Below are 12,167 nucleotides of genomic sequence, written 5' to 3' on the forward strand. Positions count from 1 at the left end.
GCGTACGCCCGTGCGGTGTGCGACAGGATGTCGCTCACCACGGCGATATGGGTCAAGTGAATTGGAAAGCTAGTCGCTCGGGAACCGGCTGGCGAAGCGGCCGTCCTGGGCCAGGTTGCCGAACTTGGTCAGGTCCGAGTTGAAGTGCAGCTTCACCGTGCCGATAGGGCCGTGACGCTGTTTGCCGATGATCACCTCGGCGACGTTCTGAATCTCATCGAGCCGCTCCTGCCATTCCAGGTGCTTGGCCTGGTCCTTGGTGTTGTCGGGCTCGGCGCGGCCCAGGTAGTAGGCCTCGCGATAGACGAACATGACCATGTCGGCGTCCTGCTCGATCGAGCCCGACTCGCGAAGGTCGGAGAGCTGAGGCCGCTTGTCCTCGCGGTTCTCGACCTGACGGCTGAGCTGCGACAGCGCGATGACAGGAACGGCGAGTTCCTTGGCCAGGGCCTTGAGGCCCTGGGTGATCATGCTGACTTCCTGCACCCGGTTGTCGCTCTTGCCCTCGCCGCCGGTCAGCAGCTGCAGGTAGTCGACGACGATCAGATCGAGCCCGACCGAACGCTTGAGGCGGCGCGAGCGGGCCACCAGCTTGGCGATGGGCAGGCCGCCGGTGGCGTCGATGTAGAGCGGCGCTTCCTGGATCTCCATGGCCGCGTCGCGGACCCGGCCGAACTCCGAGGCATCGATCTCGCCCTTGCGGAGGCGGTCGCCGGAGACGCCCGAGGCGTCGGCGAGCAGACGCAGGGCCAGCTGCTCGGCGCTCATTTCGAGGGAGAAGAAGGCGACGACGCCGCCGCTGACTGTCTTCTTGCTGCCGTCGGGCTGCGGCTCCCAGGCGTAGGCCTTGGCGACGTTGAAGGCGATGTTGGTGGCCAGCGCCGTCTTGCCCATCGAGGGGCGGCCGGCGAGGATCAGAAGGTCGGAGGGGTGCAGGCCGCCCATCTTCTGGTCGAGGTCCTTCAGACCCGTGGAAATGCCGGCCAGGCCGCCGTCGCGGCTATAGGCCTCGGCGGCCATCTCGACGGCGCCGCGCAGGGCGTCGGCGAAGCCGATGAAGCCGGTCGAGGCGGTGCCGGATTCGGCCAGGTTATAGAGCTTCTGTTCGGCCGCCTCGATCTGGTCGCGGCTCTCGCGTTCGGCGTCCGGGGTGGCGGCATCGACGGCGATCTCGCCCCCGATGCGGATCAGCTCGCGTCGGATGGCCAGTTCATAGACCACCCGCGCATAGTCGCCGACGTTGGCGGCCGGCGGGGCGCGGTCGACGAGGTCGGCCAGGTAGCGCAGGCCGCCCAGTTCCTGGAAGGCCGGGTCGTTGCGGAACTCGTCGGCCAGCAGGATCGGCTCGGCCAGCTGGCCCTTGCGGATGTGGTTTTCCATCGCGCTGAACAGGCGCTGGTGGAAGGGTTCGAAGAAGTGGCTGCCGCCCAGCTTGTCGCTGAGCCGTTCATAGGCGGCGTTGTCGTAGAGCAGGACCCCGAGCAGCGCCTGTTCAGCCTCGATGTTGGAGGGCATGTGCTGCGGCGCCGGGTCGGACGGGACCGGACGGAGATCAAGAGCAGGGACGATGGCCATGTGTTAACCGATACCGAAAGCTGGCGGTGCACGGACCGGCCAGGATCCCGATGAACGGGGACACTTTCGGCCAATCTGTGGATATCCGGAAGAGCCTCGCGAGAAGGTGTTCCGGCAAAAAAGAGACGGCGCGGAGGTTGCCCTCCGCGCCGTCAATTTTCGTCAGTCAGTAGAGGGACTTAGGCGTCTTCGCCAAAGCGCTCTTGCTGGCCGGCGCCGCCTTCGAGAAGGTCGGCGGCCGCTTCGGCGTCGGCGCGAGCCTCTTCCTCGAAGCGGCTGGCGATGACGTCTTCACCGCGCGCCTGGCGCTCGGCTTCGTCCTGGCTGCGGGCGATGTTGATGTTGACCGTGATGGTCACTTCAGCATGCAGCTTCACCTTCACGGGGTGAACGCCCAGCGTCTTGATCGGCTTGTCGAGGATGACCATCGACCGGTCGATCTTGCCGCCTTCGGCATTGACCATGTCCGCGACGTCACGGCCGGAGACCGAACCGTACAGCTGGCCGGATTCACCGGCCTGGCGGATCATGATGTAGGAGGTGCCGTCCAGCTTTTCGCCGGAGGCGCCAGCGGCTTCGCGGGTCTTGGCGTTGCGGGCTTCGATCTCGGCCCGTTGACCTTCAAAGGTCTTCAGGTTCGAGGCGGTGGCGCGCAGGGCCTTGGAACGCGGCAGCAGGAAGTTACGGGCGAACCCGTCCTTCACGTTGACCACGTCGCCGAGAACACCCCAGCCTTCGACACGTTCGAGCAGAATGACTTTCATCGTGCTGTCTCCTACTTCACGACGTAGGGGAGCAGGGCGAGGAAGCGGGCGCGCTTGATGGCGCGGGCCAGTTCACGCTGCTTCTTGGCCGAGACGGCCGTGATGCGGCTCGGAACGATCTTGCCGCGCTCGGAAATGTAGCGCTGCAGGAGCTTGACGTCCTTGTAGTCGATCTTCGGAGCGTTGGCGCCCGAGAAGGGGCAAACTTTCCGGCGACGGAAGAACGGGCGGCGGGCGCCGCCGGCGGCGGCGGCCGGAGCCGAGGTTTCGGTTGCGTCAGTCATTCTTAAGCCTCCTCACCGGTGCGCTCGGCGCGTTCCGGGCGTTCGCCACGCTCGGGACGGTCACCACGCTCGGGGCGGTCGCCGCCGAAGTCGTCGCGACGTTCACGATCACGATCGCGACGGGCGAGAACCGGGCTCAGTTCCAGGTCGAGTTCCTCGACGCGGATGGTCATGTAGCGCAGCACGTCTTCGTTGAGCGACAGCTGACGTTCCATTTCCTTGACGGCCGGCGCCGGGGCGTCGATGGCCAGCAGGGAGTAGTGACCCTTGCGGTTCTTCTTGATGCGGAAGGTGAGGTTGCGGAGGCCCCAGTACTCGATCTTGGCGATGTGACCGCCTTGACCTTCAATGAGGGCCTTCATGTCCTCGTTCATTTGTTCGGCCTGTTGCGGGCTGATGTCCTGCCGCGCAATGACCACATGCTCGTAGAGCGCCATGGTTATCCTTCTTGCGATGTGGAAGGCGGCGCAATCGACGGCGCAAGCCCGGCGATTCCGATGGATCCTGTGCGTAGGAGAGCGGAGAATCCGCCCGCCACTAAAGGTGTCCGCACAAGACCGCCTTCCGTGAGAGGGCGCGCTATTACAGGCAAGGCGCTGGAAACGCAAGCGCTGCGGGGGTTTTCGGCGAGCGGGCGATTGATCGGCGGAGGCGAGTATGGGAAGCCTGTCGCCTGTTGAAGGTGTTGCCTTGGGGGGCAAGTTCCATGCGTCGTCTGATCCTCTCCGCCGGCCTGTCGGTTGGCCTGTTGCTGTCGCCCGTCGCCGGCTTCGCGCAAACGCCGCACACGGCGGCCGCCGCGCCCGCCGCCCCGTCGGCCCACGCCACCGATCTGGCGCGGCGCTACATCAAGGCCATGCGGATGGAAGAGGCGATGACCGTGGTCTTCAGCCAGTTCGATCCGTTGATGGGCATGGACCCGTCCATGGCTGCCAAGATCGACCGCAACGCGATGCGGGAAGCCATGGTCGAGTCGGTCGGCGAAATCCTGCCGAAATGGACCGAGGCCCTGATCCCGTACGTCGCCGCCGCCTTCAGCGTGGAAGAGCTGGAAGCCATGGTGGCCTTCTACGAAAGCCCGATCGGCCAGTCGGTGGTCACCAAATCGCAGGTCCTGGCCAAGCCCTCGATGGAGATCATGCAGGACCTGGCCCCAGGCCTGGGCGAAGACATGCTGGCCCGCTATTGCGCCAAGGCGACCTGCACCGGCGCCCTCAAGGACCAGCTGAAAAAGCAGCCGTCCTGATCGGTCCGCCGACCCGAAGGATGATCGCTCCGGGCTAGCCCTTCTTGCCCGCTTTCCACTTCCTGACCGCGTCCAGCGTCAGCTCGACGTGCTTCTGGGCGTTCATCTCGCTGTGGACGTAGACCACCGTGCCGTCCGGGGCGATGACGTAGCTGGTGCGGTTGGAGATGCCGACCGGCAGGGTCGAGTCCCACAGTTTGGCGACCTTGGCGCCCTTGTCGGCGGCGACCGGGAATTTGCCCGAGCAGCGGGCGTTGTCGCTGGAGAATTCCTGCAGCCGCTCGATCGAGCCGGCGGTGACGCCGATGATGCTGGCGCCGGCCTTGGCGTAGTCGTCGGCGGCTTCGGCGAACAAATGGGCCTCGAGATCGCAGCCGCCGGTGAAGGCGGCGGGGAAGAAGTAGACCACCACGGGGCCTTTCTTGCGGGCCTCGGCCAGGCTGTAGGTCACCGGCTTGCCGGCCTTGAAGCCCGGAAGGGTGAAGTCCGGCGCCCTGGTCCCGACCTTGAGCGCGGCGAAGGCGGGCAGGCCAACCGCGGCCACAGAGACGGCGGCGATGGCGGAAAGCAGCAGGCGGCGGTTCATGGCAAGGCTCCAGGCTGGCCGCGCAAGCTAGTGCTGCACGGGGCGGTGGCAAGGGCGCGCTATCGAAGCGGCGAAGCCATCATACCACGGCGCGCCGGTCGCCCCGTCTATCGCGCCGAAATTTCCTCTAAATATCAAATCACTGAGGTTGCCGTCGCGGCGGGGAATGTTGACATCGGCGTAGGCGCCGCGTGGGCGCCGGGGCTGGGAATGTTGACAGGTTGGTGAGGCGGCCTGCCTACGCCGGGCGGCGATGGCCGCCTTGGGGCCGATTTTGTCCATGAATATGTCTAGACATATTCAAAATTCCCTAGGGTTTCAGGGACTTACTGGCAGGGTCCCAGGTCAGGGGACGGGTGGGGCAGGGCTTTTCGCCGAGGCCGCAGTCCTCGCCGGGCTCGACCAGCTGGATCGTCGCCGGGGATCTGGCGATGTCGAGGTTCCAGCCGGCGTCCTGTTGCTCGAAGGCCTTCACGAAGGCCGGGCCGTCGGAGACGAAGAAGGCCAGCTTGCCGGCGGGCGGGTTCTCGATCTCGTAGCCGCAGTCGGGGTAGGACGAGCCGACCGTCCAGTCGCGCCGCCCGTCGCCGTTCACGTCGGGGAGGGTGCTGATCAGGATGCCGTCGATGTTCTGGGCGCCGAAGGCCTTGCAGGCGGCCTCGCGGGCGGCGACCTCGGCCTTCACCTCGGCCGGCGCGTCCTTCAACTCGGGCTGCAGGGCGGGGATGGAGCCGGAGACGAGCAGGGCCAGGCCCTTGCTGTTGGGGGTCTCGACATAGGCGCCCGTCGCCCCGTCCCAGCGCCAGGCGCGCAGGCATTCGTCGGCCCCGAAGCTGCCGCAGGCGCTGCCGTGGAGGTTGACCTCGAGCTTGCGGGCGCTCCTGGGGCCGGTGAATTTGTAGTCGCCGCCGCTGTTCTGGAACACCTTGCGCACCGTGCCGTCGGCCTCGCCGACGTAGAGGATGTTGCGGCAGCCGCCGGTGCCGCAGAAGTGGGAGGCGTTGGGGGCGTTCTCGTAGTTGACCCGCCAGTCGGCCAGCTTGTCGCCGTTGAGATCGACCTTGCTGAACATCTTCGGGTCGGTCTTCAGCATCCAGGCCGGCATCTCCTTGATCTCCTCGGGCGTCGCGCCGTCGGTCACGTCGTCATAGATTGTCTGTCGCGCCTCCTCGACGATCGAGGCCGGCGGCGTCGCGGCTCCGGCGGCGCAGGCGGGCAGCAGGACGAGGGCGGCGGTCAGGATCAGGCGGCGCATGGAAACTCCCCAATGTCCGGGGAATTAGCCACGCACCCTGGCGCCGCGCACGGCCTGTTTGGGGGGTGACTTGCCCCTTTTTGGCGATTGGCCTAACCCTCACCGCCCAAATTCAAGGAGTTCGTCCATGTCTCTCGCCTTCGTTTTCCCCGGTCAGGGCAGCCAGGCCGTCGGCATGGGCGCCGATCTGGCGCAGGCCTTCGCGGCGGCCCGCGAAGTGTTCCAGGAAGTGGATGACGCCCTGAACCAGAAGCTCAGCAAGCTGATGTGGGAAGGCCCCGAGGAAGACCTGACCCTGACCGAGAACGCCCAGCCGGCCCTGATGGCGGTCAGCCTGGCGGTGACCCGGACCCTGGAGAAGGAATTCGGCATCGGCGTCGATCGCGCCGCCTTCGTGGCCGGCCACAGCCTGGGGGAATACAGCGCCCTGGCGGCGGCCGGGTCGATCTCGCTGTCCGATACGGCCAGGCTTCTGAGGCTGCGCGGCCAGGCCATGCAGCGGGCCGTGCCGGTGGGCGAGGGCTCGATGGCCTCCTTGATCGGCAAGCAGACGGACGTGGCCCTGGCTGAGGCGGCGGCGGCGGCGGGGGCCGAGATCGGCGTCTGCGTCGTGGCCAACGACAACAACACCGGCAACGTGGTCATTTCCGGGGCCAAGGCGGCCGTCGAGCGGGCCATCGAGAAGGCCGAGGAACTGGGCGCCCGGGCTATCCGCCTGAACGTCTCGGCCCCGTTCCACTGCCCGCTGATGCAGCCGGCGGCCGACGAGATGGCGGCGGCCCTGGCCGGGGCGACCGTCCTGGCGCCGCGCGCGCCGCTGGTCGCCAATGTGACGGCGCGGCCGGTGCATGATCCGGAGGTCATCCGCCGCCAGCTGGTCGAGCAGGTGACCGGCCGGGTGCGCTGGCGCGAGACCATGGACTGGCTGGCCGGGGAGGGCGGGGTGACCCGCTTCGCCGAGGCCGGGGCCGGCAAGGTGCTGTCGGGGATGATCAAGCGCAGCTGCCCGGACGCGACGGCGACGCCGTTGAACAGCCCGGCGGACCTGGAAGGGTTCGCGAAGTCGCTTTAGGTCCCGCGCCGCCTCTCATCCTCCCACGTCGCGCGCAGCGCTACGGGGGAGGGGGACCGCCCGCGAAGCGGGTGGTGGAGGGGGCGAGTGACAGAATGCAGTGTGAAGTGGTTTCGAGGACTTCCTGAGGAGCTGGCGCACGGCCCTCGCCCCCTCCACCACGCTTCGCGCGGTCCCCCTCCCCCGTGAACGGGGGAGGATGAAAGGGCCGCCGACTTTGGTAAGAACACCAAAAGACAGAGTCGCGCGTTCACCCCCTCGACGCTGCCAAGACAGGAAACGCTTCAATGTTCGACCTCACCGGCAAGACCGCCCTCGTCACCGGCGCCACCGGCGGTATCGGCGGGGCCATCGCCAAGGCGCTGCATGACGCCGGCGCGCATGTGGTGCTGTCGGGGACCCGGGAGGGCGTGCTGAGCGAGCTGGCCGCCGGGTTTGGCGAGCGCGTGTCGGTCGCCGCCGCCAATCTGTCGGACGCCGCCAGCGTCGATGGGCTGATCGCCGCCGCCGAGGCGGCTTCGGGCAAGGAGCTCGACATCCTGGTCGCCAACGCCGGCATTACCCGCGACGGGCTGATGTTGCGGATGAAGGACGCTGACTGGGAGGAGGTGATTCGGGTGAACCTCGAATCCTACTTCCGCCTCTCGCGTGCCGCCCTGAAGGGGATGATGAAGCGCCGCTGGGGCCGGATCATCGGCATTACCAGCATCGTCGGGGTCACCGGCAATCCGGGTCAGGCCAACTATGCGGCGTCGAAAGCCGGCATGATCGGCTTCTCCAAGGCCCTCGCCCAGGAGGTCGCCAGCCGCAACGTCACCGTCAACTGCGTCGCCCCCGGCTTCATCACCAGTCCGATGACCGATGAGCTGAACGAGGCCCAGAAAGCCGCCCTGACCACCCGCATCCCGGCCGGCCGGCTGGGCGAGGGGGCGGATGTCGCGGCGGCCTGTGTCTACCTGGCCAGCCAGGAGGCGGCCTATGTCACCGGCCAGACCTTGCATGTGAACGGCGGCATGGCGATGATCTGAACACGCAAATGTTAGCGCAGGCCTGAAACCTTCTCATGCTGGCAAGCCTGAATAAAACCTGCTAGCGAGACACCCGATTTCCGCCGCCAGCGTTGGCGCGGACCTTTGAAAAGACCAAGAGGGACCATAGCGAATGTCCGACATTCTCGAGCGTGTGCGTAAGATCGTCATCGAACATCTCGATGCCGATCCCGAGAAGGTCACCGAGAAGGCGAGCTTCATCGATGACCTGGGCGCCGACAGCCTCGACAACGTTGAGCTGGTGATGGCGTTCGAAGAGGAGTTCGACATCGAAATCCCCGACGACGCCGCCGAACACATCCAAACGGTCGGTGACGCCGTGAAGTTCATCACGGAGAAGACCGGCGGCTAAACCCGCCCAGACAGTTCTGATACGTTGGCCGCCGCGCCGCATGGGCTTAAACCTGATGCGCGCGGCGGTCTTCGTTTCCGCGTAGGTTTCTTAAAGATTTCTGGGCTTTACGGAGCTTTCCTGACATGCGTCGAGTTGTTGTTACCGGAATCGGCCTGCTGACCCCGCTGGGCCAGGGCGCCGAAATCAGCTGGGAAGGCATCAAGGCCGGCAAATCCGGCGCGGGCCGGATCACCACCTTCGATCCGACCGGCTTCGGCTGCGAGATCGCCTGCGAGGTGCCGCGCATCGACGGCCGGGGCGGCGGCGGCCCCGATGTGCCCGGCAGCTTCGACCCGCTGGGCACCATGGCGCCCAAGGAACAGCGCAAGGTCGACGACTTCATCCTCTACGGCATGGCCGCGGCCGACGAGGCCGTGCGTGATTCGGGCTGGGTCCCGGAGACCGACGAGCAGAAGGAACGGACCGGTGTGATCATCGGTTCGGGGATCGGCGGCCTGGCCACCATCGAAAAGACCTCGCTGGAAATGGCCGAAAAAGGTCCCCGCCGGGTCAGCCCCTTCTTCATCACCTCGGCCCTGATCAACCTGGTCTCGGGCCAGGTGTCGATCCGCTATGGCTTCAAGGGGCCCAACCATTCGGTGGTGACGGCCTGCGCCACCGGCGCCCACGCCATCGGCGACGCCTGCCGCCTGATCAAGTACGGCGACGCCGACGTCATGCTGGCCGGCGGGGCGGAAGCCTCGGTCTGCCCGATCGGCATCGCCGGCTTCGTGGCCTGCCGGGCCATGAACACCGACTTCAACGACAACCCGACCGCCGCCTCGCGTCCTTACGACAAGGACCGCTCGGGCTTCATCATGGGCGAAGGCGCCGGCATGGTGATGCTGGAAGAGTATGAGCACGCCAAGGCGCGCGGCGCGAAGATCTATGCCGAGGTCATCGGCTACGGCCTGGCCGGCGACGCCTACCACATCACCGCCCCGGCCGAGGACGGCGACGGCGGCTTCCGCGCCATGAAGGCGGCCGTCAAGGACGCCGGCATCGACGCCGGCGACATCGACTACATCAACGCCCACGGCACCTCGACCATGGCCGACTACCTCGAACTGGGAGCCGTCGAACGGCTGATGGGCGATGCCGCCAAGGGCAAGGCGATGAGCTCGACCAAGTCGATGACCGGCCACCTGCTGGGCGCCGCCGGGGCCATCGAGGCGATCTTCTCGATCCTGGCCATCCGCGACAACATCGCCCCGCCGACCATCAACCTGGACAACCAGGAGCAGGAAACGGCGCTGGATCTGGTCGCCAACAAGGCGAAGCCGATGAAGATCGACGTGGCGATGAGCAATAGCTTCGGCTTTGGCGGCACCAACGCCGCTGTCATTTTCCGCCGGGTGTAATGCCGCGGGCGGAGCGTCGGGGCGGGGGCCTATCAGCTTTGCGTAGATTGATGATCATGCTGATCAGCGGCCTGCTGACGCTGGCCCTGGTCGGGGTGCTGGGCGGCATCTGGGCGCTGTGGACCTATCAGGGTCCGGGGCCGGCCACCAAGGACGGCGGCGTGCATGTGGTCATGCTGCGCCGGGGGGCGGGGCTGAACGAGATCGCCTCGGCGCTGGAGAAGGCGGGGGCGGTGCGGTCTGCGCCGGTCTTCCTGGCGGCGGCGCAGATCACCGGCGCGGCGCGGGAGCTGAAGGCGGGGGAATACGAATTCCCCAACAAGGCGCCGATGAGCACCGTCCTCGACTATGTCCGCAAGGGCAGGGTGGTGCGCCATCAGGTGACCATTCCCGAGGGCTGGACCAGCGAGATGGTCGTCGAGGCCCTGATGAAGGAATCCGCCCTGACCGGCGACGTGGCGACCCCGGCCGAGGGCACCATCCTGCCGGAGACCTATGACTACGAGCGCGGCGAGGAACGGGCCGCGGTGCTGCAGCGGATGATGGACGACCGCGACCGGCTGCTGGCCGCCCTGTGGGACAAGCGCAAGAGCGGCCTGCCGATCCGCACGCCGGAGGAGGCGGTGACCCTGGCCTCCATCGTCGAGAAGGAGACCGGCGTCGCCTCGGAGCGGCCGCGCGTGGCGGCGGTGTTCATGAACCGCCTGAACCAGGGCATCCGGCTGCAGAGCGACCCGACCATCATCTACGGCCTGAACGGCGGACGGCCGCTGGGCCGGGGCATCCGGCGGTCCGAGCTGGACGCGCCCAACCCCTACAACACCTATCAGATCGACGGCCTGCCGCCGGGACCGATCGCCAATCCCGGCCGCGCCAGCCTGGCCGCCGTGCTGGATCCGCCGGACACCACGGAGCTGTTCTTCGTGGCCGATGGCACGGGCGGGCATGTGTTCGCCTCGACCCTGGAAGAGCATAACGCCAACGTCGCCCGCTGGCGGATTGTCGAGCAGCAGAAGGCCGCCGCAAAGGCGGCCAAGGGGAACTGATGGCGCTTTCCGGCATGACGGGCTTCGGGCGGGCCGAGGGCGCGCAAGGCGCCTGGAGCTGGGCGGTCGAGGCGCGGAGCGTCAACGGCCGCAACCTGGAGATCCGCTTCAAGGGCCCGCCGGGCTTCGACGGGCTGGAGCGCGGGACCCGCGAGGCGGGGCAGGCGCGGTTCCAGCGCGGCCAGGTGTCGCTGACCCTGCAGGCCAAGCGGTCCGAGGGCGGCGCCTCGGCGGTCAGCGTCAACCTGGCCCAGCTGGAGCGCTATCTGGCGGCGGTGGCGCCCTATGTCGCCTCGGGCCAGGCCAGCGCGCCCAGCGCTGACGGATTGCTGGCCTTGCGGGGGGTGATCGAGACCGCCGACAGCGAGGATGCCGAGGAGGACCGGGTGAGCCTGGAGGCGGCCATGGCGGCCTCGGTGGCCGTGGCGCTGGATGCGTTGAAGAGCGCGCGGCTGGAGGAGGGGGCGGCGCTGCTGCCGGTGCTGTCCAGCCTCGTCGATCGCATCGAGGCGCTGACCGCTGCAGCGGGCACGCAGGCCGGCGAGCAGCCGCCGATGATTCGCGACCGCTTCCGCAAGCGGCTGACCGAACTGGCCGGCGAGGCGGCCAGCGAGGAGCGTATCCTGCAGGAAGCCGCCGCCATGGCCGTGAAGGCCGATGTGCGCGAGGAACTGGACCGGCTGGGCGGCCATGTCACCGCCGCCCGGCTGCTGCTGACCGGCGAGGGGCCGGCGGGACGGCGGCTGGACTTCCTGACCCAGGAATTCATGCGTGAGGCCAACACGCTTTGCTCGAAATCGGCGACGCCCGCCTTGACGGCGACCGGGCTGGAGTTGAAAGCCACCATCGAGCAGTTCCGGGAGCAGGTGCAGAATGTTGAGTGAGAAGCTCCCGACCCGTGGCCTGCTGATGATGGTCGTGGCGCCGTCCGGCGTCGGCAAGACCAGCCTGACCCGCCGCCTGGTGGCCGACCATTCGGACCTGCTGCTCAGCATCTCGGCGACGACCCGCGATCCGCGCCCCGGCGAGCACGAGGGCCGCGACTACCACTTCGTCGACCGGGCCGAGTTCGACGCCATGATCGACGACAACGCATTCCTCGAATGGGCCGAGGTCTACGGCAACCGTTACGGCAGCCCGCGCAAGCCGATCATGGACGCGCTGGAGCGCGGCGAGAGCGTGCTGTTCGACATCGACTACCAGGGGGCCATGTCGATCCACGACCAGGCGCCGGAGGATTCGGTGCTGGTCTACATCCTGCCGCCGTCGCTGGCCGAGATGAGCCGCCGGCTGCATGCGCGCTCGCAGGACAGCGAGGCGGTGATCGCCCAGCGCATCGCCCGCTCGAAGGACGAGGTCGAGCAGTGGAAGACCTTCGATTACGTGCTGCTCAACGAGGATTTCGACAAGGCCTACTCGGACCTGGCGCACATCTATCATGCCGAGCGAATGAAGCGGGCCCGCAACCTGTGGATCGCGCCGTTCGTCGATGAGCTGCTGAAGGAAGACGTCTAGCGCCGGCGGAGAGATACGGG

General features: G+C 67.3%; 14 protein-coding genes. 8 read left to right on the forward strand and 6 right to left on the reverse strand.

Annotated features, from left to right (window positions below; translation table 11 throughout):
- Positions 1–69: 69 nt before the first annotated feature.
- The 4 genes from O5I81_RS10460 to rpsF all read right to left on the reverse strand — a co-directional run bounded on the left by O5I81_RS10460 (position 70) and on the right by rpsF (position 3,060).
- Positions 70–1,575, reverse strand: coding sequence for a replicative DNA helicase (locus O5I81_RS10460; protein ID WP_271068885.1), 1,506 nt, complete (start codon positions 1,573–1,575; stop codon positions 70–72).
- Between the two features lie 179 nt (positions 1,576–1,754).
- On the reverse strand, positions 1,755–2,339 hold the full coding sequence (gene rplI / locus O5I81_RS10465) for a 50S ribosomal protein L9 (RefSeq protein ID WP_271068886.1): 585 nt from the start codon (positions 2,337–2,339) through the stop codon (positions 1,755–1,757).
- Positions 2,340–2,350: 11 nt separating this feature from the next.
- Complete coding sequence (gene rpsR / locus O5I81_RS10470; RefSeq protein ID WP_271068887.1) at positions 2,351–2,623, reverse strand: 30S ribosomal protein S18; 273 nt, start codon at positions 2,621–2,623, stop codon at positions 2,351–2,353.
- Between the two features lie 2 nt (positions 2,624–2,625).
- On the reverse strand, positions 2,626–3,060 hold the full coding sequence (gene rpsF / locus O5I81_RS10475) for a 30S ribosomal protein S6 (protein WP_271068888.1): 435 nt from the start codon (positions 3,058–3,060) through the stop codon (positions 2,626–2,628).
- A gap of 269 nt (positions 3,061–3,329) precedes the next feature.
- Here rpsF and O5I81_RS10480 point away from each other — a divergent pair, with 269 nt between their 5' ends.
- Positions 3,330–3,869, forward strand: coding sequence for a DUF2059 domain-containing protein (locus O5I81_RS10480; protein ID WP_271068889.1), 540 nt, complete (start codon positions 3,330–3,332; stop codon positions 3,867–3,869).
- A gap of 34 nt (positions 3,870–3,903) precedes the next feature.
- Here O5I81_RS10480 and O5I81_RS10485 read toward each other — a convergent pair whose 3' ends face one another.
- Both O5I81_RS10485 and O5I81_RS10490 read right to left on the reverse strand, forming a co-directional pair.
- On the reverse strand, positions 3,904–4,455 hold the full coding sequence (locus O5I81_RS10485) for a peroxiredoxin (protein ID WP_271068890.1): 552 nt from the start codon (positions 4,453–4,455) through the stop codon (positions 3,904–3,906).
- 310 nt (positions 4,456–4,765) lie between these two features.
- Entirely contained in the window at positions 4,766–5,710 is a 945-nt protein-coding gene (locus O5I81_RS10490; protein ID WP_271068891.1) for a hypothetical protein, read from the reverse strand.
- 127 nt (positions 5,711–5,837) lie between these two features.
- Between O5I81_RS10490 and fabD the strand changes: the two genes are divergently transcribed.
- The 7 genes from fabD (at position 5,838) to gmk (ending at position 12,147) form a co-directional block, all read left to right on the forward strand.
- On the forward strand, positions 5,838–6,782 hold the full coding sequence (gene fabD / locus O5I81_RS10495; protein WP_271068892.1) for an ACP S-malonyltransferase: 945 nt from the start codon (positions 5,838–5,840) through the stop codon (positions 6,780–6,782).
- Between the two features lie 287 nt (positions 6,783–7,069).
- The gene (gene fabG, locus O5I81_RS10500) at positions 7,070–7,810 is read left to right on the forward strand and encodes a 3-oxoacyl-[acyl-carrier-protein] reductase (protein WP_271068893.1); all 741 of its coding nucleotides are present in this window, start codon (positions 7,070–7,072) and stop codon (positions 7,808–7,810) included.
- Positions 7,811–7,943: 133 nt separating this feature from the next.
- The gene (locus tag O5I81_RS10505) at positions 7,944–8,183 is read left to right on the forward strand and encodes an acyl carrier protein (RefSeq protein WP_271068894.1); all 240 of its coding nucleotides are present in this window, start codon (positions 7,944–7,946) and stop codon (positions 8,181–8,183) included.
- 125 nt (positions 8,184–8,308) lie between these two features.
- Positions 8,309–9,586, forward strand: a complete 1,278-nt coding sequence (fabF, locus tag O5I81_RS10510; protein WP_271068895.1) for a beta-ketoacyl-ACP synthase II — start codon at positions 8,309–8,311, stop codon at positions 9,584–9,586.
- Positions 9,587–9,636: 50 nt separating this feature from the next.
- Positions 9,637–10,632 (forward strand): endolytic transglycosylase MltG, encoded by a 996-nt coding sequence (mltG, locus tag O5I81_RS10515; protein ID WP_348637289.1) that lies wholly within the window; start codon positions 9,637–9,639, stop codon positions 10,630–10,632.
- On the forward strand, positions 10,632–11,516 hold the full coding sequence (locus O5I81_RS10520; RefSeq protein WP_271068897.1) for a YicC/YloC family endoribonuclease: 885 nt from the start codon (positions 10,632–10,634) through the stop codon (positions 11,514–11,516). The genes mltG and O5I81_RS10520 overlap by 1 nt, the downstream gene beginning before the upstream one ends.
- On the forward strand, positions 11,506–12,147 hold the full coding sequence (gene gmk, locus O5I81_RS10525; protein ID WP_271068898.1) for a guanylate kinase: 642 nt from the start codon (positions 11,506–11,508) through the stop codon (positions 12,145–12,147). Before O5I81_RS10520 ends, gmk begins: the two co-directional genes overlap by 11 nt.
- Positions 12,148–12,167 lie beyond the last annotated feature (20 nt).

Origin of the sequence: Caulobacter sp. NIBR1757 (genome assembly GCF_027912495.1) — a bacterium.
In the GTDB taxonomy this organism is placed as follows: Bacteria; Pseudomonadota; Alphaproteobacteria; order Caulobacterales; family Caulobacteraceae; genus Caulobacter.

Bases quoted from the DNA above. Each gene is read 5' to 3' on its own strand.
- rplI (WP_271068886.1), bottom strand. From the start codon at position 2,339: ATGAAAGTCATTCTGCTCGAACGTGTCGAAGGCTGGGGTGTTCTCGGC.
- fabD (WP_271068892.1), top strand. From the start codon at position 5,838: ATGTCTCTCGCCTTCGTTTTCCCCGGTCAGGGCAGCCAGGCCGTCGGC.
- O5I81_RS10520 (WP_271068897.1), top strand. From the start codon at position 10,632: ATGGCGCTTTCCGGCATGACGGGCTTCGGGCGGGCCGAGGGCGCGCAA.
- fabF (WP_271068895.1), top strand. From the start codon at position 8,309: ATGCGTCGAGTTGTTGTTACCGGAATCGGCCTGCTGACCCCGCTGGGC.
- O5I81_RS10460 (WP_271068885.1), bottom strand. From the start codon at position 1,575: ATGGCCATCGTCCCTGCTCTTGATCTCCGTCCGGTCCCGTCCGACCCG.
- O5I81_RS10485 (WP_271068890.1), bottom strand. From the start codon at position 4,455: ATGAACCGCCGCCTGCTGCTTTCCGCCATCGCCGCCGTCTCTGTGGCC.
- rpsR (WP_271068887.1), bottom strand. From the start codon at position 2,623: ATGACTGACGCAACCGAAACCTCGGCTCCGGCCGCCGCCGCCGGCGGC.
- fabG (WP_271068893.1), top strand. From the start codon at position 7,070: ATGTTCGACCTCACCGGCAAGACCGCCCTCGTCACCGGCGCCACCGGC.
- mltG (WP_348637289.1), top strand. From the start codon at position 9,637: ATGATCATGCTGATCAGCGGCCTGCTGACGCTGGCCCTGGTCGGGGTG.
- O5I81_RS10505 (WP_271068894.1), top strand. From the start codon at position 7,944: ATGTCCGACATTCTCGAGCGTGTGCGTAAGATCGTCATCGAACATCTC.
- rpsF (WP_271068888.1), bottom strand. From the start codon at position 3,060: ATGGCGCTCTACGAGCATGTGGTCATTGCGCGGCAGGACATCAGCCCG.
- O5I81_RS10490 (WP_271068891.1), bottom strand. From the start codon at position 5,710: ATGCGCCGCCTGATCCTGACCGCCGCCCTCGTCCTGCTGCCCGCCTGC.
- gmk (WP_271068898.1), top strand. From the start codon at position 11,506: ATGTTGAGTGAGAAGCTCCCGACCCGTGGCCTGCTGATGATGGTCGTG.
- O5I81_RS10480 (WP_271068889.1), top strand. From the start codon at position 3,330: ATGCGTCGTCTGATCCTCTCCGCCGGCCTGTCGGTTGGCCTGTTGCTG.